The following is a 21,286-nucleotide window of genomic DNA, read 5'->3' on the forward strand; positions in this document are numbered from 1 at the left end:
TCACATGCGGTCCACCGACAGCACCCGGATGACGGCGGTGCCGGCCTCGTCGGAGGCGGCCAGGTCCACCTCGGCCGAGATGCCCCAGTCGTGGTCGCCGGCCGGGTCGTCGAAGATCTGCCGGACCCGCCACAGCGCTTCTGCGGGGGCCTCCTCGATCAGCAGCAGCTTGGGGCCGCGGGCATCGGGGCCGGTCAGCAGCTCCTCGTGCTCGGCGTAGTAGGCCTCCATGGCCTGCTCCCAGCCGTCGGCGCCGAAGTCCGGGTCCAGCTCCCCCAGCTCCTGGTAGCGCTCCAGGGCGGCCAGCTCGACCCGGCGGAACATGGCGTTGCGCACCAGCACCCGGAACGCCCGCGGGTTGGCGGTGACCTTGGCGGCCGGGGCGTCGGCCACCGTGTCCTCCTCTTCCTTGGGCTCGGTGGGGTTGGCCAGCTGCTCCCACTCGTCCAGCAGGCTGGAGTCGACCTGGCGGACCATCTCGCCCAGCCACTCGATCAGGTCGATCAGCTCCTCGGTCTTGATCGACTCCGGCACGGTCTGCTGCAGGGCCTTATAGGCGCTGGACAGGTAGCGCAGCAGCAGCCCTTCGGCGCGGGCCAGCTCGTAGTGGCCGATGTACTCCACGAACGTCATCGCCCGCTCGTACATGTCGCGGACGATGGACTTGGGCGAGAGCGGATGGTCGCTCACCCACGGGTGGCCGCGGCGGTAGATGTCGTAGGCGGCCTGCAGCTCCTCTTCCAGCGGCTTGGGGTAGGTGACGTCCTGGAGCCGCTCCATGCGCTCTTCGTACTCCAGCCCGTCGGCCTTCATCTGGGCGATGGCCTCGGCGCGGGCCTTGTTCTCCTGGGCGGCCAGGATCTGGCGGGGATCGTCCAGCGTCGCCTCGATCACCGACAGCACATCCAGCGCGTAGGTCGGGGAGGCGCGGTCCAGCAGCTCGAAGGCGGCCAGCGCGAACGTCGACAGCGGCTGGTTGAGGGCGAAGTCCTCCTGCAGGTCCACCGTCAGCCGGACGTAGCGGCCCTCTTCGTCGGGCTCCTCCAGCTGCTCGACCACTCCCCCGTCCCGCAGCGACCGGTAGATGGCGATGGCGTGGCTGATGTGCTTGCGCTGCCGCTCCCGGGGCTCGTGGTTGTCGGTCAGCAGCTTCTTCATCGCCTGGAAGGGGTTGCCGGGCCGGGAGATCACCGACAGCAGCATGGCGTGGGTGACCTTGAAGCGGGACTGCAGCGGCTCCGGCGGGGCGCTTTGCAGCTTGCGGAAGGTGTCCTCGTTCCAGGACACGAAGCCCTCGGGGGGCTTTTTGCGCACCACCTTGCGGCGCTTTTTGGGGTCGTCGCCGGCCTTGGCCAGCGCCCGCTCGTTCTCGATGACGTGCTCGGGGGCCTGGGCGACCACGTACCCGATGGTGTCGAACCCGGCGCGGCCGGCCCGCCCGGCGATCTGGTGGAACTCGCGGGCCCGCAGCCGCCGCACCCGCTGGCCGTCGAACTTGCTCAGCGCGGTGAACACCACGGTGCGGATGGGGACGTTGACGCCGACGCCGAGGGTGTCGGTGCCGCAGATCACCTTCAGCAGCCCGGCCTGGGCCAGCCGCTCCACCAGCCGCCGGTACTTGGGGAGCATCCCGGCGTGGTGCACCCCGATGCCGTGCCGCACAAAACGCGACAGGTTGCGGCCGAAGCGGGTGGTGAACCGGAAGTTGCCGATCATCTCGGCGATCTCGGCCTTCTCCTCCTTGGTGCAGACGTTGACGCTCATCAGCGCCTGCGCCCGGTCCATCGCCGCCGCCTGGGTGAAGTGCACCACGTAGATGGGGGCCTTGTCGGCCTTGAGGAGGTCTTCGATGGTCTCGTGCAGCGGGGTGGTGCGGTACTCGTACTCCAGCGGGACGGGACGTTCGGCGGAGGTGACCACCGCGGTGGGACGGCCGGTGCGCCGGGTCAGGTCCTTTTCGAAGTGGCTGACATCGCCCAGCGTCGCCGACATCAGCAGGAACTGCGCCTGGGGCAGCTCCAGCAGCGGCACCTGCCAGGCCCAGCCGCGGTCCGGCTCGGCGTAGAAGTGGAACTCGTCCATGATGACCGTGCCGATGTCGGCGTCGGCGCCCTCGCGCAGCGCGATGGAGGCCAGCACCTCGGCGGTGCAGCAGATGATGGGGGCGTCGGCGTTGACGCTGGCGTCCCCGGTCATCATGCCGACGTTCTCGCTGCCGAACATCTCGCACAGGTCGAAGAACTTCTCCGACACCAGCGCCTTGATCGGAGCGGTGTAGAAGCTGACCTGGTCGCGGCCGAGCGCGGCGAAGTGCGCCCCGGCGGCCACCAGGCTCTTGCCCGACCCGGTCGGCGTGGCGAGGATCACGTTGGATCCGGACACCACCTCGATCAGCGCCTCCTCCTGGGCCGGGTACAGCGTGATGCCACGCTCGGACACCCAGGCTTGGAACCTGTCGAAGAGGGTGTCGGGGTCGGCTTTGTCGGGGGGCGGCAACCGATCGATGAGGTTCACGCATCCATCCTGCCCGGTATGACCGAGTGGGCGTGCACGTTCCCGGCCCGCGTCCCGGTTCAGACGGCGATCTCGGCGCGGTCGCCCGCCCACCGGGTGTGATAGGAGCCCTCGCGGTCGACGCGGCGGTAGGTGTGGGCGCCGAAGAAGTCCCGCTGGGCCTGGGTGAGGGCGGCCGGCAGGCGCTCGGCGCGCAGCGCGTCGTAGTAGGACAGCGCGGTGGCGAAGCCCGGGGCGGGAATGCCCAGGTGGGCGGCGGTGGCGACGACCTTGCGCCAGGCGTCCTGGGCGTCGCCGAGCGCCTGGGCGAAGTACTCGTCGGCCAGCAGGGTGGGGGTGGCCGGGTCGGCGGCGTAGGCGGCGCGGATGCGGTCCAGGAAGCGGGCGCGGATGATGCAGCCGCCCCGCCAGATCGTCGCCATCGCCCCCGGGTCGATGTTCCAGCCGTACTCGGCGCTGCCGGCCTGGATCTGGTGGAAGCCCTGGGCATAGGCGACGATCTTGGAGGCGTACAGCGCCTTTTCCACCTCGTCGGCGAAGGAGCCGGCGTCGGCCGGGCGGGACGGGCGCGGCCCGGGCAGGGCGCGAGCGGCCCGCCGCAGCGCCGCGTGCCCGGAGAGCGCCCGGGCGAACACCGCCTCGGCGATGCCGCTCACCGGCACGCCCAGCTCCAGGGCGGTCTGCACGGTCCAGCGGCCGGTGCCCTTCTGCTCGGCCCGGTCCAGTACCACATCGACGAAGGGACGGCCGGTGGCGGGGTCGGTGTGGGCCAGCACCTGGGCGGTGATCTCGATCAGGTACGACTCCAGCCGCCCGCGGTTCCAGGCGGCGAAGACCTCGGCGATCTCGGATGGGGCCAGGCCCGCGCCGTGCCGCAGCAGGTCGTAGGCCTCGCCGATGAGCTGCATGTCGGCGTACTCGATGCCGTTGTGGACCATCTTGACGAAGTGCCCGGCCCCGTCCGGGCCGACGTGGGTGCAGCAGGGCACGCCGTCGACCTTGGCGGCGATGTCCTCCAGCAGCGGCCCGAGCTCCCGGTAGGACTCGGCCGACCCGCCCGGCATGATGCTGGGGCCGTGCAGCGCGCCCTCCTCGCCGCCGGAGATGCCGGTGCCCACGAAGTGGATGCCGTGTTCGCGCAGCCATCGTTCGCGGCGCCGGGTGTCGGAAAAGTGGGCGTTGCCGCCGTCGACGATCATGTCGCCGGGCTCCAGCAGCGGGGCGAACTCGGCGATCACCGCGTCGGTGGGGGCGCCGGCCTTGACCATGACGATCAGCCGGCGGGGGCGGCGCAGGGCGGCCACCAGCTCCCTGGGGGTCTTGGCCGGGATGAAGGTCCCCTCGTGCCCGAACTCGGCCACCAGCTCCTCGGTGCGGGCCGCGGTGCGGTTGTGCACGGCGACCGGGTGGCCGTGCCGGGCCAGATTGCGGGCCAGGTTGCGGCCCATCACCGCCAGGCCGGTGACCCCGATGCTCGCCTCTTGCATCGCCTCGTCCCCTCTTCGTCGAGTCGGCTTACCCCTTGTACGTGATGCCCGCCCGCTTTGTTCGCTCTCTTCGCCTCCGGGTAGCAGTGAGGGGAGACGAAGAATGTGACCACGGCTTCCGGGAGAGCGATGCCGCCTTGTGAGCCTGCCCGTTCGCCGGTGACGGCGGCTTCAGGACACGGCGGCGGCACGGCGAATCTTTTTCGGCACTGTTCCGCCCGTTCACCGAGCGGTGGCCGGCTCCCGCCCCGCAAGGCCCGCACGGCGGGACGCAGTGGATGGTGGGACACAGTGGATGGTGGGACACAGTGGATAAGGCGCAATGGCCGGTGATCCCGGTGAGCCTCTGGAGGCCAGATGAGCACGCCTGAAATCCCCCAACCCATCTACGAGGTGGACCCCTGGTGCATCTATGAGAAGGAACTGCACCTGGACCGCCTCGCCCAGAGCGAATCGGTGTTCGCACTGTCCAACGGGCACATCGGATTGCGCGGCAACCTGGAGGAGGGGGAGCCCTACGGCCTGCCCGGCAGTTACCTCAACTCCTTCTTCGAGTTGCGCCCCCTGCCCTATGCCGAGGCCGGCTACGGCTACCCCGAGTCCGGGCAGACGGTCATCAACGTCACCAACGGCAAGGTGTTCCGGCTGCTGGTCGATGACGAGCCGTTCGACGTCCGCTACGGCAAGCTGCACCGGCACGAGCGCAAGCTGGACATGCGCGCCGGGACGCTGACCCGCGAGGTGGAGTGGAGCTCCCCGGCCGACGACAGGGTGCGCATCACCACCACGCGGCTGGTCTCGCTGACCCAGCGGGCCATCGCGGCGTTCTGCTATGAGGTGGAGCCGGTCGAGGGCCCGGTGCGGATCGTGGTGCAGTCGGAGCTGGTGGCCAACGAGTCGCTGCCGCACCTGGGCGACGACCCGCGGACGGCGGCGGTGCTGGAGCACCCGCTGGTCAGCGAGGAGCACGTGTCCAACGGGCGGCGGGTGGTGCTGGTGCACCGCACCCGGCGCAGCGGGCTGCGCCTGGCGGCCGGGATGACCCATGAGATCAGCGGCCCGGAGCGGCTGGCGGTGGAGGCCGAGAGCTTCCCCGACGTCGGCCGCGTCACCGTGGCCGCCCGGCTGGAGCCGGGGCAGCGGCTGCGGATCATCAAGTACCTGGCCTATGGGTGGTCCAGCCGGCGGTCCCGGCCGGCGTTGCACGACCAGGTGGTGGCGGCGCTGGCGGACGCCCGGCTGACCGGCTGGCAGGGCCTGCTGGACCAGCAGCGGCGGTTTTTGGACGAGTTCTGGAGCGGCGCCGACGTGGAGGTGGACGGGGACCCGGAGGTGCAGCAGGCGGTGCGCTTCGGGCTGTTCCACATCCTGCAGGCCGGGGTGCGGGCCGAGCGGCGGATGATCCCGTCCAAGGGGCTGACCGGTCCCGGCTATGACGGGCACAGTTTCTGGGACACCGAGACGTTCGTGCTGCCGGTGCTGACCTACACCTATCCGGCGGCGGCGGCCGACGCGCTGGCCTGGCGGCACATGACGCTGCCGCTGGCCGAGGAACGGGCCCGCCAGCTCGGCCTCAAAGGGGCGGCGTTCCCGTGGCGGACCATCCGCGGCCAGGAGTGCTCGGGGTACTGGCCGGCCGGCACCGCCGCCTTCCACATCAACGCCGACATCGCCGACGCGGTGATCCGCTACCTGGACGCCACCGAGGACACCGAGTTCGAACGGGAGATCGGCGTGGAGCTGCTGGTGGCCACCGCCCGGCTGTGGCGCAGCCTGGGCCACCACGATGTGCACGGCGGGTTCCGGATCGACGGGGTGACCGGGCCGGACGAGTACAGCGCCCTGGTGGACAACAACGTCTACACCAATTTGATGGCGCAGCGGAATCTGCGCGCGGCGGCCGACATCGCGATGCGCAACCCGGATGTGGCCGAGCGGCTGGGGGTGACCACCGAGGAGGCCGCCTCTTGGCGGGACGCCGCGAACGCGATGGTGATCCCCTACGACGAGCGGCTGGGCGTGCACCCGCAGAGCGAGAACTTCACCAACCACGCGCGCTGGGACTTCTCCGAGACCAAGCCCGACCAGTACCCGCTGCTGCTGAACTTCCCCTACTTCGACCTGTACCGCAAGCAGGTGGTCAAACAGGCCGACCTGGTGCTGGCCATGCACCTGTGCGGGGAGGCCTTCACCCCCGAGCAAAAGGAGCGCAACTTCGCCTACTACGAGGCGATCACCGTGCGGGACTCCTCGCTGTCGGCGCAGACCCAGGCGGTGATCGCCGCTGAGGTGGGGCAGCTGGACCTGGCGCACGACTACCTGGGCGAGACCGCCCTGATGGACCTGCATGACCTGGCCCGCAACACCCGGGACGGGCTGCACCTGGCCTCGCTGGCCGGGGCGTGGAGCGCGCTGGTGGCCGGGTTCGGGGGGATGCGGGCGCTGAACGGGCGGCTGCGCTTCGCCCCCCGCCTGCCGGGCGGGATCAGCCGGCTGGCGTTCCGGATGCGTTACCGGGGACGGCGGCTGTGCGTCACGGTGACCTCCGAGCAGGCCCGCTATGAGCTGCACGAGGGTGACCCGATCACACTGACCCACCACGGCCGGGAGTTCGAGCTGGGCGGGGAACCGGTCGAGCTGCCGATCCCGCCGATGCCGACGCCGCCGCGGCCGCGTCCGCCGCAGCCGCCGGGCCGCGAGCCGGCTCCGCGCCGCACCGACCCGTCGGGGCGGCCGCTGCGCTCCCCGCGCGTGGGCGACCTGCAGCTGTCGCAGACGCCGCCGGGTTAACGGGCGGGCGGCGCGCAGGGGTCGCAGCCGGCGTCGTCGATGCGGGGACGCGGCGGGGCCGGGGCCAGCAGCCGGCGCGGGCCCGGGCCCTGCTCGCCCAGCTCGTCGCGGGGGTTGGCCAGGGCGCAGCGGCTCAGCGACAGGCAGCCGCAGCCGATGCAGTCGGTGAGGTTGTCGCGCAGCCGCTGCAGCTGGGCGATGCGCTCGTCCAGTTTCTGCCGCCAGGACTCCGACAGCGCCGCCCAGTCCGCCACCGTGGGGGTGCGTTCCTGGGGCAGTTTGGCCAGCGCCTCGCGGATCTCCGCCAGCGGGATGCCCACTCGCTGCGACACCCGGATGAAGGCCACCCGGCGCAGCGTGTCGCGGGTGAAGCGGCGCTGGTTGCCGGCGGTGCGGCGGCTGCGGATCAGCCCTTTGGACTCGTAGAAGTGCAGGGCCGACACCGCGACGCCGCTGCGTTCGGCCAGCTGGCCCACGGTGAGCTCGGGCGCGTTGTGGGCGGGTCGCGTCATGATCACAGCATAACCCGACCTCAAGCGAACTTCAGGTTCTCTTCCGGGGCGGGCCGGCCTCGCCGGCCGGGCGCGTCCTCATGCGGCACGGGCGCCGGGTCCTCGGCGCTGAGGACGCGGCGCCCGTGTGGCGAGGCCGTCGCGGGACGGCCCGTCAGCCCAGGCGGTTCACCAGGGCGCGGTGCTCCTCCCACAGCTCCTTGGGCAGGTGGTCGCCGAAGGTCTTGAAGTGCTCGGCGATGAGGCCGGCCTCCTCCCGCCACACCTCGGGGTCGACCGACAGCAGGACCTCCAGGTCGGCCTCGGGGATGTCCAGGCCCTCGGTGTCCAGCGACTCCTTGGTCGGCACGTGGCCGATCGGGGTCTTGACCGCGTCCGCCTGGCCGTTGAGGCGCTCGACGATCCACTTGAGGACCCGGCTGTTCTCACCGAAGCCCGGCCACAGGAAGCGGCCGCTGTCGTCCTTGCGGAACCAGTTGACGTAGTAGATCCGCGGCAGCTTCTCCGGGTCGGCCTGCTTGCCGATCTTGATCCAGTGGCCGAAGTAGTCGCCCATGTTGTAGCCGCAGAACGGCAGCATGGCGAACGGGTCGCGGCGCAGCTCGCCGACCTTGCCCTCGGCCGCGGCGGTCTTCTCGGAGGCCACGTTGGCGCCCAGGAACACCCCGTGCTGCCAGTCGAAGGACTCGGTCACCAGCGGCACGGCGGTGGCGCGGCGGCCGCCGAACAGGATCGCCGAGATCGGCACGCCCTTGGGGTCCTCCCACTCGGGCGCGATGGTCGGGCACTGGCTGGCCGGGACGGTGAAGCGGGCGTTGGGGTGGGCGGCCGGGGTGCCGGACTGCGGCGTCCAGTCGTTGCCCCGCCAGTCGGTCAGGTGGGCGGGCGGCTCGTCGGTCAGGCCCTCCCACCACACGTCGCCGTCGTCGGTGAGGGCGACGTTGGTGAAGATGCTGTTGCCCCACAGGGTCTTGATGGCGTTGGCGTTGGTGGACTCGCCGGTGCCGGGGGCGACGCCGAAGAAGCCGGCCTCGGGGTTGATGGCGTACAGCCGGCCGTCCTCGCCGAAGCGCATCCAGGCGATGTCGTCGCCGATGGTCTCCACCTTCCAGCCGGGGATGGTCGGCTGCAGCATGGCCAGGTTGGTCTTGCCGCAGGCCGAGGGGAAGGCGGCGGCCACGTAGCGGGGCTCACCGGAGGGCGGGGTGAGCTTGAGGATCAGCATGTGCTCGGCCAGCCAGCCCTCGTCACGGGCCATGGTCGAGGCGATCCGCAGCGCGTAGCACTTCTTGCCCAGCAGCGCGTTGCCGCCGTAGCCGGACCCGTAGGACCAGATCTCCCGGGTCTCGGGGAAGTGCGAGATGTACTTGGTGGAGTTGCACGGCCAGGGCACGTCCTTTTGGCCCGGCTCCAGCGGGGCGCCGACGGAGTGGACGCACTTGACGAACGAGCCGCGCTCTTCGATCAGCCGCAGCGCGGGCGTGCCCATGCGGGTCATGATCCGCATCGACACCGCCACGTAGGCCGAGTCGGTGATCTCCACTCCCAGCTGGGAGATGTTGCCGCCCAGTGGGCCCATGCAGAACGGCACCACGTACATGGTGCGCCCCTTCATGCACCCGTCGAACAGCTTGTTGAAGGTGGCCCGCATCTCCGCCGGGGCGATCCAGTTGTTGGTCGGGCCGGCGTCCTCTTCCTTCTCGGAACAGATGAACGTGCGGTCCTCGACGCGGGCGACGTCACTGGGATCGGAGGCCGCGTAGAAGCTGTTGGGTCGTTTGGCGGGATCGAGTCGCTTGAAGGTGCCCTGCTCGACGAGAAGGTCGGTGAGCCGCTGCCATTCCTCCTCCGAGCCGTCACACCACTCGACCCGATCGGGCTTGGTGAGCTCGGCGATCTGACGCACCCAGTCGACCAGCTCGGTGTGGCTGGTGGGGGCCTGGTCGAGGCCGGGGACCTGTAGGGACACGGGCAACTCCTTATGCTGTTCGCAGGATCTTTGCATCATGAACAAAACCGCACATGTTTTCCATTTGGTCTGGACCAATCCGGCCGTCTTTTACGGTCTCATGGCGGTTTTGTGACAGATATCACTTATTGGAACGTGCCCTTCGTGGCACGAAGTATTCCCCCATATGGGGAGATTTCAGGCACAGTAGACGTGGAGCGCACCGGCCGGCAGCGTCGCCCAGACCTCCTCGCCCTCGGTCAAAGCCGCCTCGGCCACGGCCTCCGGGGGGATGTCGGCGGCGACTTGCACGGGCCCCTCCAGCTCGACGCGGACGCGGTCGCCCTGCCACTCGACCGCCTCGACGCGGGCCGGCCACCGGTTGCCGGCGCCCTGCGGCAGAGCGCGGTGCACCCGCACGGCCGAGGGCGGGAAGGCCACGAACACCTCGCCCCGCGCCGGCTCGGCGAGGTGAAGCCGCAGCGGCTCGGCGCCGCGGGAGGCGTCCAAGACGACCGTGCGGCCGTCGGCCCGGCCCCGGTGCAGGTTCAGCCCCACCAGGCGGGCGATGTAGCCGGTGCGGGGACGCCGGGCGATCTCGGCGGGCGCGCCCTCCTGCACCGGATTCCCCTCTTCCACCACCACCAGCCGGTCGGCGAGCGCCATGGCCTCCAGCGGATCATGGGTGACCAGCACCGTCACCCCGGGGAAATCGGCCAGATGCCGGCGCAGCAGAGCGCGGATCTCGGGCCGGGTGCGCACGTCCAAAGCGGCCATCGGCTCATCCAGCAGCAGCAGCCGGGGCTCGACGGCCAGCGCCCGGGCGAGCGCGACCCGCTGGGCCTGCCCGCCCGACAGCGCCCGGGGTTTTGCGGCCAGGTGATCTCCCAGCCCCACCCGCTCCAGCCATGCGGCGGCGTGCTCGCGCGCCGCCCGGCGCGGCATCCCCCGGCAGCGGGGCCCGAACGCCACGTTCTCCAACGCCGACAGGTGAGGGAACAGCAGGTGGTCCTGGAAGACCACGCCGACCGGCCGCCGCTCGGGCGGCAGGAGGTGGACCGGCTCGCCGTCCAGATGGATGTGCCCCTCCTCCAGCGGCAGCAGCCCGGCCAGGGCGCGCAGCGCGGTGGTCTTGCCCGCCCCGTTGGGGCCCAGCAGCGCCACGACCTCCCCCGCCCCGGCGCGCAGCGGCAGGTCGAGCGTGAAGTTCCCGCGCCGCACGGTCAGGCGGGCCTCCAGGGCGCTCACGGCGGGCTCACCCACCGGTCCCGCAGCGCGGCGAGGATGACCACGCAGACCGCCAGCAGCACCAGGCTCAGCACGATGGCGGCCTCCGGCTCGGTCTCCAACGCCAGGTAGACCGCCAGCGGCATGGTCTGGGTACGGCCCGGGTAGCTGCCGGCGAAGGTGATGGTGGCGCCGAACTCCCCCAGCGCCCTGGCCCAGCACAAGATCGCGCCGGCCGCGACGCCGGGGGCGACCATCGGCAGCGTGATCCGGCGGAACACCGTCCACCGGGAGGCCCCGAGCGTGGCGGCGGCCTCCTCATAGCGGCGGTCGACGCCGCGCAGCGCCCCCTCCACGCTGATCACCAGGAACGGCATCGCCACGAACGCCTCGGCCAGCACCACGGCGGCGGTGGTGAACGGCAGCGTGACGCCGAAGGCCGCCTCCAGCCACCGCCCCACGATCCCGCGCCGCCCCAGCGCCAACAGCAGCGCCACGCCGCCCACCACGGGGGGCAGCACCAGCGGCACGGTGACCAGCGCCCGCACCAGGCCGCGTCCGGGCAGCGCGGTCCGGGCCAGCACCCAGGCCAGCGGCACCCCCAGCACCAGGCACAGGGCCGTGGCCAGCGTCGAGGTCACCAGCGACAGCCGCAGCGCCTCCAGCACCTGCGGCTCGGTCAGGCGGGCGCCCAGCGTGGACCAGGGGGCGCGGATCAGCAGCCCGGTCAGCGGCAGCACCAGGAAGGCCAGCCCGAGCAGCGCCGGAACCAGCAGCACCCACGGCACCCGGGCGTGTGCGTTCATGCGGACTCGAATCCCGCCTCTGTCAGCGTCTTCCGGCCCTGCGGGGAGAGCACCAGGTCGATGAATTCCCGGGCGAGCTTCGGCCGGGGCGCCTCGGCCAGCGCCGCGATCGGGTAGTCATTGATCGCCTCGGCCGCCTCGGGGAACTCGATGCCCTCGACCCGGCCGCCGGCCGAGCGCACGTCCGTCCGATAGACCAGCCCGGCGTCCGCCTCGCCCAGCCGCACCTTGGTGAGGACGGCCTTGACGTCCTGTTCCTGCGAGGCAGGGGTGATCTCGGTATCGGCCGCCCGCAGCGCCCTTTGCGCCGCGTCGCCGCACGGCACCTGCGGCGCGCACACCACGACCTTCAGTTTCCGCCCGGCCAGGTCGCGCAGGGCGTGCACCCTACCGGGGTTGCCCGGCGGGACCGCGATGACCAGCCGGTTGCGGGCGAAGACGCGCGGCTCGCCGGCGGTGAGCCGCGCCTCGGTGACGGGCTTCATGGTCGCCGGGCCGGCGGCGGCGAAGACGTCGGCCGGGGCGCCCTGGAGGATCTGCTGGGCCAGCGTCGAGCTGCCGCCGAAGCTCAGCCGGACCTTCACCCCCGGGTGGGTGCTTTCGAAGGTTTCGGCCAGCGCGGTGAACGTCTCGGTCAGCGACGCCGCCGCCAGGACCGTCAGCGTCCGCCCCTCAGCGCTTTCGGAGGCGCCGCCGCAGCCGGCGGCGGTCAGCGCCATGACGGCCGTGACGAGGGCGGCGGCAACACTCCTGATCAAGGCGTTCCCCCGGTCATCCGCGCCCGGGCACTTCGACGACGACGGTGGTGGATTTGATGACGGCCTCGGCGACCACGCCGACCTTGAGGCCGAGCTCGTCGGCGGCCTCCCGGCTCAGCAGCGACACCACCCGGAACGGGCCCGCCTGGATCTCCACCTGGGCCATCACGGTGTCGCGGACGACGTCGGTGACGATGCCGCGCAGCCGGTTGCGGGCCGAGGAGAACCGGGCCCCCGGTTCGGGGTCGGCCCGCCGTTCCCGCACGAAGGCGGCCAGGTCGGCGCCGGCGATCAGGCGGTGGCCGTGCTCGTCGCGGGCCGCGCCGAGCCGGCCGGAGTCCACCCAGCGGCGCACCGTGTCGGCGCTGACCCCCAGCAGCGCGGCGGCCTCACTGATCCGGAACGTCGCCACGCAAGAAAGCTAACACCTCGCATATACCAGCATCAATGGGATTTTTCCCTCGAAGAAACAAGGGCATCCAACGAATGACCCTGGCAAATGCGATGTCATGAGCCGGCCGGGTCACCGCCGGACGGCGGCGAGCACCTCGGCGATCATGCCGAAAGTGGCCCAGTCCACCAGGCGGCCCCGGCCGATCTCGGCGAACGTGGCCGCCTCCACGAAGGTGCGCTCCCCTTCCTCGGCCCGGCCGTGCGGGCCGGTGCCGCGGATGCGGGCCAGCTCCTCCTCGGTGATCTCGGCGGAGAACAGGTGGACGCGGTGCGCCGACATCGCGGCGTCGGCCTGCCGGGAGCCGTGCGGGCGCAGCCGCGCCGCATCCACCGCCAGCCCGGTCTCCTCGGCGACCTCCCGCGCCGCCACATGCCGCGGATCGCCCGGCCCCGACCCGCCCGGCAGCGCGCGGGCGAACCCGTCCTCGGTGGCGGCCGGGCCGCGGAACTCCCGGACCAGCACCACCGCCGTCTCCTCCGGCGTGGCGCCCGGCCGGTACAGCACGACGGCGCTGACGTCGGGACGGAAGAAGACGATCTCCTCCTTGACCCGTCCCTCGGCGGCCACCTCGACCGCCGCGCGCAGCCCCCAGTACGGCCCGGCGCGCCACTGCAGCCGGGCGCCGCGCAGCGCGTTGCCGGCGCCGCGCTGGGCGGCGTACCAGCGCTGGAAGCTCTCTTGCCGCCACAGCAGCAGCGGTATCTCCCGCTCGCCGCCGCTGCGCCGGGCGCCCTCGCCGATGCGCTCCAAGGCCGCGGCGATCACATCGTCCAGCGTGGCGGCGACCGGCACGCCGTGCTTGACGGCGTAGTGGCGCAGGTACTTGTTGCGGGGAGCCTGCGGAGGGGCGCCGAAGACCACCTTGCCGGAGTCGTGCCACATGCCCCACTCCACGTTGGTGGTCAGCGCCGGCATGGTCCGCATGTCGCGCGGCACCCAGAAGACGATCTCGTCGGCCAGGTGCAGGCAGCGCTCCTCCCACTCCACCTGGCCGGTGTAGTCGTCGTAGACGCCGTGGCGGTGCTCGGGGACGAAGACGACCAGGCGTCCGGGCGCCTTCCAGCGGTCGCGCAATACCTCGACGGCCCGCGGGCGCCAGGAGGGCACCGCCTCGTCGCGGGGCGATGGACCGGCCAGGAAGATCGCCGCGTCCCAGTGGCCGGGCGGTTCCTCACGCGCGCAGACGTCCAGGACCTCAGGCTCCATGGGGGCATTGTCCCCCGGGCCGGTTACAACCCCTTATTGCGCATTTTGCGCACGCCCATAGGGGTTTCCGGGCCGTGGTCCCTGCCGTCCAGCTCCACCGGGTCGCTGTCGCCGAACAGCGCGCCCAGGCCCACCAGCAGCCCCAGCCCCCACAGCCACGGCTTGTCCCAGGCGAAACCACAGCCCACCAGGGCGATCGCTACGGCGCCCAGCAGCAGGGTTCTCACGCGGCTCTCCCCCTGACGGCAAAGTAGAACGCGTTCTCGCTTTGCGCCCACGATAGGAGAACCGCCCGGCGCCGGGAAGCCCTGCGCCGGGCGCCGTTCACTTCCGCCGGGACGAGCGCCGCTCCCGGATCCGCATGGTGATGTCGATGGGGGTGCCGGCGAAGCCGAACTCCTCGCGCAGCCGCCGTTCGATGAACCGCCGGTAGCTCTCCTCCAGGAACCCGGTGGTGAACAGCACGAACCGGGGCGGGCGGACATCGGCCTGGGTGGCGAAGAGGATCTTGGGTTGCTTGCCGCCGCGGACCGGGTGCGGGTGGGCGGCCACCAGGGCGGAGAAGAACTGGTTCAGCTTGGCGGTGGGCACCCGCGAGCCCCACCCGGCCAGCGCGGTGTCCAGCGCCGGCACCAGCTTGTCCACATGCCGGCCGGTCAGCGCGGAGATGTTCACCCGCGGCGCCCAGCGGGCGTTGTGCAGCTGCCGGTCGATCTCCCGTTCCAGGTAGTGGCGGCGCTCCTCATCCAGCAGGTCCCACTTGTTGTAGGCGAGCACCAGCGCCCGGCCGGCCTCGATCACCATGGAGATGATCCGCAGGTCCTGTTCGGCCAGCGGCTGGGAGGCGTCGATGAGCACCACCGCCACCTCGGCGCGCTCCAGCGCCGACTGGGTGCGCAGCGTGGCGTAGAAGTCGGCGCCCTGGCTCTCCCGGTAGCGGCGCCGGATCCCGGCGGTGTCGATGAACCGCCAGGTCCGCCCGCCCAGCTCGATCAGCTCGTCCACCGGGTCGCGCGTGGTGCCGGCGACGTCGTCGACCACCACGCGGTTCTCCCCGGCCAGCTTGTTGAGCAGGCTGGACTTGCCCACGTTGGGACGGCCCAGCAGGGCCACCCGGCGCGGGCCGCCGCCGGCGGCGTCCTCGGTGGGCGGGGGCGGCTCGGGCAGCGCGGCCAGCACCGCGTCCAGCAGGTCGCCGCTGCCGCGGCCGTGCAGGGCGCTGACCGGGTGCGGCTCCCCGATGCCCAGCGACCACAGCGCCGCCGCGTCCAGCTCGGTGGCCGCGTCGTCGACCTTGTTGGCCACCAGCAGCACCGGCTTGCCGGAGCGGCGCAGGATGTCCACCACGGCCTCGTCCACGTCGGTGGCGCCGACCGTGGCGTCCACCACGAACAGCACCACATCGGCCAGCTCCACCGCCAGCCGGGCCTGCTCGGCGACGGCCGCGGCCAGCCCGGTGGCGTCCGGCAGCCAGCCGCCGGTGTCCACGATCGTCAGCCGCCGCCCGCTCCAGTCGGCCTCATAGGAGACCCGGTCCCGGGTCACCCCCGGGACGTCCTCCACGACCGCTTCCCGGCGTCCCAGGATCCGGTTCACCAGGGTGGACTTGCCCACGTTGGGACGCCCGACCACGGCCACCACCGGCGGCACCCGATCCTGGCGCACGCCGTCGCCGGCGGCCTCCGCTACGGACTGGTAAACGTCGTGCTCACTCACTGCTACTCCGCTTCGTGGCCGTCCTGCCGTACCACGTGCTCCGCGGACGGCCTGCTCGGAGCCTGCGGCCCGCCCGGCCGGCGTGCCGGGCCTTCCCGCCGTCCCGCCCGGGACGGCGTCGCCATCGGTCACCCCGTGGCGGCGTGCTCCTTGGCCAGACGCACCACCGTCTCGATGACCTCCTCCAACGTCAGGTCGGTGGAGTCGATCTCGCAGGCGTCGTCGGCCTTGGTCAGCGGGGATGTCTTGCGGGTGGAGTCCAGCCGGTCCCGGCGGGCCTGCTCGGCCTGGGTCAGCTCCACGGTCACCGCGGGGTCGGCGGCCAGGTCCCTGGCCCGCCGCTGCGCCCGGGCCTCCTCGCTGGCGGTCAGGAAGACCTTGACGGGGGCGTCGGGCGCCACCACGGTGCCGATGTCCCGGCCCTCGACCACGATCCCCCCATCGCCGATGATCTCCCGCTGCAGCGCCACCAGCCGCTCGCGCACCGCCGGCACCGCGCTGACCGCGCTGACGGCGTTGGTGACCTCGCGGGTGCGGATCGGGCCCGACACGTCGGTGCCGTTCACCGAGATCGTCGGGGCGTCGGGGTCGGTGCCGCACTCCAGCACCGGCTCGCCGGCCCGCGCGGCGACGGCCTCGGCGTCCTCCACGGGCACCCCCTGGGAGAGCATCCACCACGTCATGGCCCGGTACATGGCGCCGGTGTCCAGGTAGCGCAGCCCCAGCGCGCGGGCGACGCCCTTGGCGGCGCTGGACTTGCCCGATCCCGACGGTCCGTCGATGGCGATGACGAGCGACACGGTGCTTCCTTCCCAAGGTGCAAGAGGCGGCCGGGGCCGAGGTGAAGGATCGCGGGGCGCCGGTGATAAGGCGCGGGCCCCGGCCCAGGCTACCGGCATGCCGGATCTTCCGCAGACACCGCAGGGCGCGGCCGGCGGGTGCGCTCAGCCGGGGACCGACCAGCCGCGGGCGCGCAGCTCGGCGGCCAGCCGCTGGGCCGCCTCCGGCTCCACCGACAGCTCCACCACGCCGACCGCCAGGCCCGGGGAGTGCTCGATGGACACGTCCTCGATGTTGACCCCGGCCACCCCGGCGGCCTGGAACAGCAGGGCCAGCTCGCCGGGCCGGTCGGGGATGAGGACCGGGACGACCGCGTAGCGGGACTGCCGCCCCCCGTGCTTGCCGGGGATGCGCGCCCGTCCGGCGTTGCCGCGCACCAGCAGGTCCGTCACCCGCTCCAGGGCGTGCTCGCCGCCTTCGCGCAGGTGCGCGGCGGCGGCCTTCAGGTCGGCGGCGACCTCCTCCAGCACGTCGGCGACGGGCCCGGCGTTGGCCGACAGAATCCCCAGCCACAGCCGCGGATCGCCGGCGGCGATCCGGGTGACGTCGCGCACTCCCTGCCCGGCCAGGCTGAGCGCGACGTCGTCGGCGCCGCGCAGCCGGGCGGCCATCGCGGCCGAGACCACGTGCGGGCCGTGGGAGACCAGCGCCACCGCCCGGTCGTGCTCGGCGGCCGGCACGGTCAGCGTCCGGGCGCCGCAGGCCGTGGCCAGCTGCCGGACCCGCTCCAAGGCTCGGGAATCGGTCTCCTCCACCGGGCACAGCGCCCAGGTGCGGCCCAGGAACAGGTCGGCGCGGGCGGCCGCGGGGCCGGAGCGCTCGCTGCCGGCCAGCGGATGCCCGGCCACATAGCTGGTCAGGTCGCAGCCCAGCTCGGCGGCCTCCTGCAGCGGCATCGCCTTGACGCTGGCCACGTCGGTGTAGACGTGGGCCAGGCCGCGTTTTTGCGCATCCAGCAGCACCGGCGCCACGGCCGCCGGCGGCACGGCCACCACGGCCAGGTCGGCCGGCTCGTCCGGCCCGTCCTCCGGCAGCGGCGTCCCGGCGCCGAGCTGAACGGCCAGCTCCAGGCTCGCGGCGTCCCGGTCGGCCAGCAGCACCTCGGTGCCGCGTTCGCGCATCGCCAGCGCCACGGAGGTGCCGATCAGCCCCGTTCCGATGATGATGATGCGCCGCATCGCCTGGTCGCTCTCCACGCCCTCAGCGTAGCGGCCCCGGCCGTGCCGAAAATCCGCCGACCTGCTTTTGACCTGCCGGAAAACGGCGGGTCAAGCGGCCTACTGGGCGATGTCGAGCCGCAGCGCGACAGCCCCGCGCAGGTAGACGTGCTGGATCTGGGAGCGGGGCCGGTCGGTCTCCACATGGGCCATCAGCCGGATCACCCGGGGCAGCGCGTGCGGCACGTCCAGCTCGGTGGCGCACAGAAGCGGCACCTCGTGGAAGCCGAGCTTGCGGGCGGCCAATGCGGGGAACTCCGCGGTGAGGTCGGGGGTGGCCGTGAAGATCACACTGATCACATCGTCGGTGGACAGCCCGTTGCGCCGCATCACCTCGGTGACCAGCTCCGTGGTCGCCTCCAGGATCTGCTCCCGGTCGTCGGCCTCCACCTGGGTCGCCCCGCGGATCGCGCGTACCGCCACTGTCGTCATTCCTCCCTGCCGAAGGTCGCGGCGGCGGGGGGTGCCGCCGCGGGCCGGCGACGCCGCGCCGGGACCTTACAACCCGACCGCCCGGTACAGCTCGCCGACCTCCTTGATGGTCAACGCGCGCAGGCTACCCGGCTTCAAGCGGCCGAGCTTGATCGGGCCGAACCTGATGCGGGCCAGTTTCTGCACCGGGTGCCCGGCCTCCTTGAGCATCCGCCGCACGATGTGCTTGCGCCCCTCGTGCAGGGTGATCTCCACCAGGGCCCGCTTGCCGACCTGCTCGACCAGGCGGAAACGGTCGGCCTTGGCCAGGCCGTCCTCCAGCTCGATGCCGGCGCGCAGCCGCCGCCCCAGGTCGCGCCGGATGGGCCCGACGATCTCGGCCAGGTAGACCTTCTCCACGCCGAAACTGGGATGGGTGAGGCGGTGAGCCAGATCACCGTCGTTGGTGAGCAGGATCAGCCCTTCGGTGTCGGTGTCCAGCCGGCCCACGTGGAACAGCCGCTCGGGCACGTCCACATAGTCGGCCAGCGACTTGCGGCCGCGCTCGTCGGCCATGGTGCTGACCACCCCGCGCGGCTTGTTGAGGGCGTAGTAGCGCATCTCCGGGCGGGTCTCCACGCGCAGGCCGTCCACATGGATGACGGCCTTGGCCGGGTCGACCCTGGCGCCGAGCCAGGAGACCACCTCGCCGTCGACCTTGACCCGGCCTTCGACGATGAGCCGCTCGCACTGGCGCCGGCTGCCCAGCCCGGCCTCGGCCAGGACCTTCTGCAGCCGCACGCCCTCTTTGTGCTCTGCGGTGCCGGTGTCGGTGTTCATGCGCGTCCGTCCTCGATGATGTCCTCAGGAAGGTCTTCGGGCAGGTAGGGGGCCAGCTCCGGCAGCTCGTCCAGGCTGCGCAGCCCCAGCCGCTCCAGGAAGTAGCCGGTGGTGCGGTACAGGTGGGCCTGGGTCTCCGGGTCCCGTCCCGCCTCCTCGATCAGCCCGCGCAACGTGAGGGTGCGCATCACCCCGTCGCTGTTGACGCCCCGGATCGCCGAGACCTTGGCCCGGCTCACCGGCTGGCGGTAGGCGACCACGGCCAGCGTCTCCAGCGCGGCCGTGGTCAGGCGGGCCTGCTGGCCGTCGGTGACGTAACGTTCCACCACCGGCGCGCAGGTGTCGCGGGTGTAGAAACGCCACCCGCCGGCGACCTGGCGCAGATCGAACCCGCGCCCCTGGGCGGTGTACTCATCCGACAGCTCCCGCAGGGCGGCGGCGACCTCCGGCACGGGCCGCTCCAGCAGCTGCGCCAGCGCGACCTCGGTCACCGGCTCGTCGGCCACCAGCAGGATCGCCTCGAGGGCGGCCCGCAGCCCCACCTGCGGCTCGGCCTCCGGCTCCGGCCGGTCAGTCGTCACGGTCATCTTCCGTCCCCGTTCTCACCCCGGCCGTCCTGGCGGTCCGGGGTCCCCTCGTAGTCGTCGCCGACCGCTATCTCGCCCTCGTCGCTGCCGGTCCACTCCACGTGCAGCTCCCCGAACGGCTCGGCCTGCTCGAAGACGACCGCCTGCTCCCGGTACAGCTCCAGCAGCGCCAGGAAGCGGGCGACGACCTCGAACGTCCCCCGGCAGTCGGCGGTCAGCACCGCGAAGGTGGCCCGCCGCATCCGGCGCAGTTTGGCCACCACGATGGCGGCCTGCTCGGCGACGCTGGCCTTCGGCTGGTAGATGTGCTCGACCGGGACGCCGGGCGGGGGTTCCTTGGGCGCCAGCGCCTTGGCGGCCAGCCGGGCGAACTCCACCGGTCCCAGCCCCAGCAGCACCTCCGGCAGGAGGTTGGCGAAACGGGGCTCCAGCGGCACGTTGCGGGGATAGCGGCGGCTCTGCTCGGCCATTCGCTCGGCGAGGACCTTGGCGACCTCCTTGTAGGCGCGGTACTGCAGCAGCCGCGCGAACAGCAGGTCGCGGGCCTCCAGCAGGGCCAGGTCCTCCTCGTCGTCCACCTCCCCCGACGGCAGCAGCCGGGCCGCCTTCAAATCCAGCAGCGTCGCCGCCACCAGCAGAAAGTGGCTGGCCTGGTCCAGGTCCCAGTCGGGGCCGCGGGAGCGGATGTAGGCGATGAACTCGTCGGTGACCTTGTGCAGCGCCACCTCGGTGATGTCGAGCTTGTGCTTGGAGATGAGCGCCAGCAGCAGATCGAAGGGCCCCTCGAAGTTGTCCAGGTGGACCTGGAAGCCGGCGGCGCGCTGCTCGTCCTGCGGCCCGTCCGCCTGCTCGGCGGCCCGCGGCGGGCCGGTTTCGGGGGCGGCGGCGTGCTTCACACCCTGCACCGTAATGGAAGACCGGCACTGACCCGGCATCGGCGGCCCACCGGCCTGCGCGCCGGCGGGCCGGCGGGGATCAACCGGTCTCGGCCCACCTCGCCAGGACCTCCTTGGCCAGTTCCCGGTAGGCGTTGGCGCCCATGGACGTGGGATCGAAGTAGGTGATCGGCTCCCCGGCCACCGTGGCGTCGGGGAAGCGCACCGTCCGGTTGATCACGGTGTGGAACACCCGGTCGCCGAAGGCCTGCACGATCCGCTCCAGCACCTCGCGGGTGTGCAGGGTGCGCGAGTCGTACATGGTGCCGAGCACACCGTCGATCTTCAGCTCCGGGTTGATCCGGGCCTGCACCTTCTCGATCGTCTCCATCAGCAGCGCCACGCCCCGCATGGCGAAGTACTCGCACTCCAGCGGGATCAGCACGCCATGGCTGGCGGCCAGCGCGTTGACCGTCAGCAGCCCCAGCGACGGCTGGCAGTCGATGAGGATGTAGTCGTACTCGGGGACGGCCGGCTTGAGCGCCCCGGACAGGATGTACTCGCGGCCGACCTCGTGGACGAGCTGGACCTCGGCCCCCGACAGGTCGATGTTGCTGGGCAGCAGGTCCATGTTCTCAAAGCCGGTGTCGAGGACGACCTCCTCCCAGCTGACGTTGTCCTCCAGCAGCAGGTTGTGGACCGTCAGCTCCAGCTGGCGGGGGTCGCCCTTGCCGAGGCCGACCGACAGCGCGCCCTGGGGGTCGAAGTCGACCAGCAGCACCCGGCGGCCCACCTCGGCCAGCGCGGCGCCCAGATTGATGGTGGTGGTGGTCTTGCCGACCCCGCCCTTTTGGTTGCAGATCGACACGATGCGCGCCGGCCCGTGCTCGGTCAGCGGCTCGGGCTCGGGGAACACGGGCAGGGGCCGCCCTGTCGGCCCGAGGGCCTGACGAGGATCGGTCAGGGCGACCGGGAGCTCGGTCCCGGCTGCCTCCGGCGTACTGGTCACGGCTTTAACCTTCCCGGCGGCCTGGTTACCGTCCAAAACGGGGACTTTAGGGGTACGGCGCGCGGCGGCTCAAGCCGACGCGCGCCGGG

General features: G+C 72.0%; 19 protein-coding genes. 1 reads left to right on the forward strand and 18 read right to left on the reverse strand.

Annotated features, from left to right (window positions below):
- Nucleotides 1-2,514, reverse strand: coding sequence for a DEAD/DEAH box helicase (locus BUE48_RS13895; protein ID WP_012853144.1), 2,514 nt, complete (start codon nucleotides 2,512-2,514; stop codon nucleotides 1-3).
- Nucleotides 2,515-2,573: 59 nt separating this feature from the next.
- The gene (gnd, locus tag BUE48_RS13900) at nucleotides 2,574-4,001 is read right to left on the reverse strand and encodes an NADP-dependent phosphogluconate dehydrogenase (protein ID WP_012853145.1); all 1,428 of its coding nucleotides are present in this window, start codon (nucleotides 3,999-4,001) and stop codon (nucleotides 2,574-2,576) included.
- A 357-nt stretch (nucleotides 4,002-4,358) separates the two neighbouring features.
- Between gnd and BUE48_RS13905 the strand changes: the two genes are divergently transcribed.
- A complete protein-coding gene (locus BUE48_RS13905; RefSeq protein WP_012853146.1) occupies nucleotides 4,359-6,791 on the forward strand; it encodes a glycoside hydrolase family 65 protein in 2,433 nt (810 codons plus the stop codon).
- On the opposite strand, the gene soxR is transcribed toward BUE48_RS13905, so the two are convergent.
- The 16 genes from soxR to BUE48_RS13985 form a co-directional block, all read right to left on the reverse strand.
- Nucleotides 6,788-7,303, reverse strand: coding sequence for a redox-sensitive transcriptional activator SoxR (gene soxR / locus BUE48_RS13910; protein ID WP_012853147.1), 516 nt, complete (start codon nucleotides 7,301-7,303; stop codon nucleotides 6,788-6,790). The genes BUE48_RS13905 and soxR overlap by 4 nt on opposite strands.
- A gap of 154 nt (nucleotides 7,304-7,457) precedes the next feature.
- A complete protein-coding gene (locus tag BUE48_RS13915) occupies nucleotides 7,458-9,272 on the reverse strand; it encodes a phosphoenolpyruvate carboxykinase (GTP) (RefSeq protein WP_012853148.1) in 1,815 nt (604 codons plus the stop codon).
- 177 nt (nucleotides 9,273-9,449) lie between these two features.
- Nucleotides 9,450-10,499 (reverse strand): ABC transporter ATP-binding protein, encoded by a 1,050-nt coding sequence (locus BUE48_RS13920; RefSeq protein WP_286990070.1) that lies wholly within the window; start codon nucleotides 10,497-10,499, stop codon nucleotides 9,450-9,452.
- Nucleotides 10,496-11,284 carry an ABC transporter permease gene (locus BUE48_RS13925; RefSeq protein ID WP_012853150.1) on the reverse strand — a complete coding sequence of 263 codons (789 nt, stop codon included), beginning with the start codon at nucleotides 11,282-11,284 and terminating at the stop codon, nucleotides 10,496-10,498. The genes BUE48_RS13920 and BUE48_RS13925 overlap by 4 nt, the downstream gene beginning before the upstream one ends.
- Complete coding sequence (gene modA, locus BUE48_RS13930) at nucleotides 11,281-12,003, reverse strand: molybdate ABC transporter substrate-binding protein (RefSeq protein WP_286990331.1); 723 nt, start codon at nucleotides 12,001-12,003, stop codon at nucleotides 11,281-11,283. The genes BUE48_RS13925 and modA overlap by 4 nt, the downstream gene beginning before the upstream one ends.
- A gap of 52 nt (nucleotides 12,004-12,055) precedes the next feature.
- Complete coding sequence (locus tag BUE48_RS13935) at nucleotides 12,056-12,454, reverse strand: TOBE domain-containing protein (RefSeq protein ID WP_286990071.1); 399 nt, start codon at nucleotides 12,452-12,454, stop codon at nucleotides 12,056-12,058.
- 111 nt (nucleotides 12,455-12,565) lie between these two features.
- Complete coding sequence (locus BUE48_RS13940) at nucleotides 12,566-13,702, reverse strand: nucleoside 2-deoxyribosyltransferase domain-containing protein (RefSeq protein WP_286990072.1); 1,137 nt, start codon at nucleotides 13,700-13,702, stop codon at nucleotides 12,566-12,568.
- 23 nt (nucleotides 13,703-13,725) lie between these two features.
- Nucleotides 13,726-13,929 carry a hypothetical protein gene (locus BUE48_RS13945; RefSeq protein ID WP_012853154.1) on the reverse strand — a complete coding sequence of 68 codons (204 nt, stop codon included), beginning with the start codon at nucleotides 13,927-13,929 and terminating at the stop codon, nucleotides 13,726-13,728.
- A gap of 97 nt (nucleotides 13,930-14,026) precedes the next feature.
- A complete protein-coding gene (gene der, locus BUE48_RS13950; protein WP_286990073.1) occupies nucleotides 14,027-15,418 on the reverse strand; it encodes a ribosome biogenesis GTPase Der in 1,392 nt (463 codons plus the stop codon).
- A gap of 128 nt (nucleotides 15,419-15,546) precedes the next feature.
- On the reverse strand, nucleotides 15,547-16,218 hold the full coding sequence (cmk, locus tag BUE48_RS13955) for a (d)CMP kinase (RefSeq protein ID WP_286990074.1): 672 nt from the start codon (nucleotides 16,216-16,218) through the stop codon (nucleotides 15,547-15,549).
- Between the two features lie 144 nt (nucleotides 16,219-16,362).
- A complete protein-coding gene (locus BUE48_RS13960; RefSeq protein ID WP_012853157.1) occupies nucleotides 16,363-17,436 on the reverse strand; it encodes a prephenate dehydrogenase in 1,074 nt (357 codons plus the stop codon).
- Nucleotides 17,437-17,535: 99 nt separating this feature from the next.
- Nucleotides 17,536-17,898: a chorismate mutase gene (gene aroH, locus BUE48_RS13965; protein WP_012853158.1), complete on the reverse strand. Its 363-nt coding sequence runs from the start codon at nucleotides 17,896-17,898 to the stop codon at nucleotides 17,536-17,538.
- A gap of 75 nt (nucleotides 17,899-17,973) precedes the next feature.
- Nucleotides 17,974-18,726, reverse strand: coding sequence for a pseudouridine synthase (locus BUE48_RS13970; RefSeq protein WP_012853159.1), 753 nt, complete (start codon nucleotides 18,724-18,726; stop codon nucleotides 17,974-17,976).
- On the reverse strand, nucleotides 18,723-19,313 hold the full coding sequence (gene scpB, locus BUE48_RS13975; protein WP_012853160.1) for an SMC-Scp complex subunit ScpB: 591 nt from the start codon (nucleotides 19,311-19,313) through the stop codon (nucleotides 18,723-18,725). Before scpB ends, BUE48_RS13970 begins: the two co-directional genes overlap by 4 nt.
- Nucleotides 19,310-20,248 (reverse strand): segregation and condensation protein A, encoded by a 939-nt coding sequence (locus tag BUE48_RS13980; RefSeq protein ID WP_012853161.1) that lies wholly within the window; start codon nucleotides 20,246-20,248, stop codon nucleotides 19,310-19,312. The genes scpB and BUE48_RS13980 overlap by 4 nt, the downstream gene beginning before the upstream one ends.
- A gap of 40 nt (nucleotides 20,249-20,288) precedes the next feature.
- Nucleotides 20,289-21,197, reverse strand: a complete 909-nt coding sequence (locus BUE48_RS13985; RefSeq protein WP_012853162.1) for a ParA family protein — start codon at nucleotides 21,195-21,197, stop codon at nucleotides 20,289-20,291.
- Nucleotides 21,198-21,286 lie beyond the last annotated feature (89 nt).

Source organism: Thermomonospora sp. CIF 1 (assembly GCF_001896795.1).
GTDB lineage: Bacteria > Actinomycetota > Actinomycetes > Streptosporangiales > Streptosporangiaceae > Thermomonospora > Thermomonospora curvata.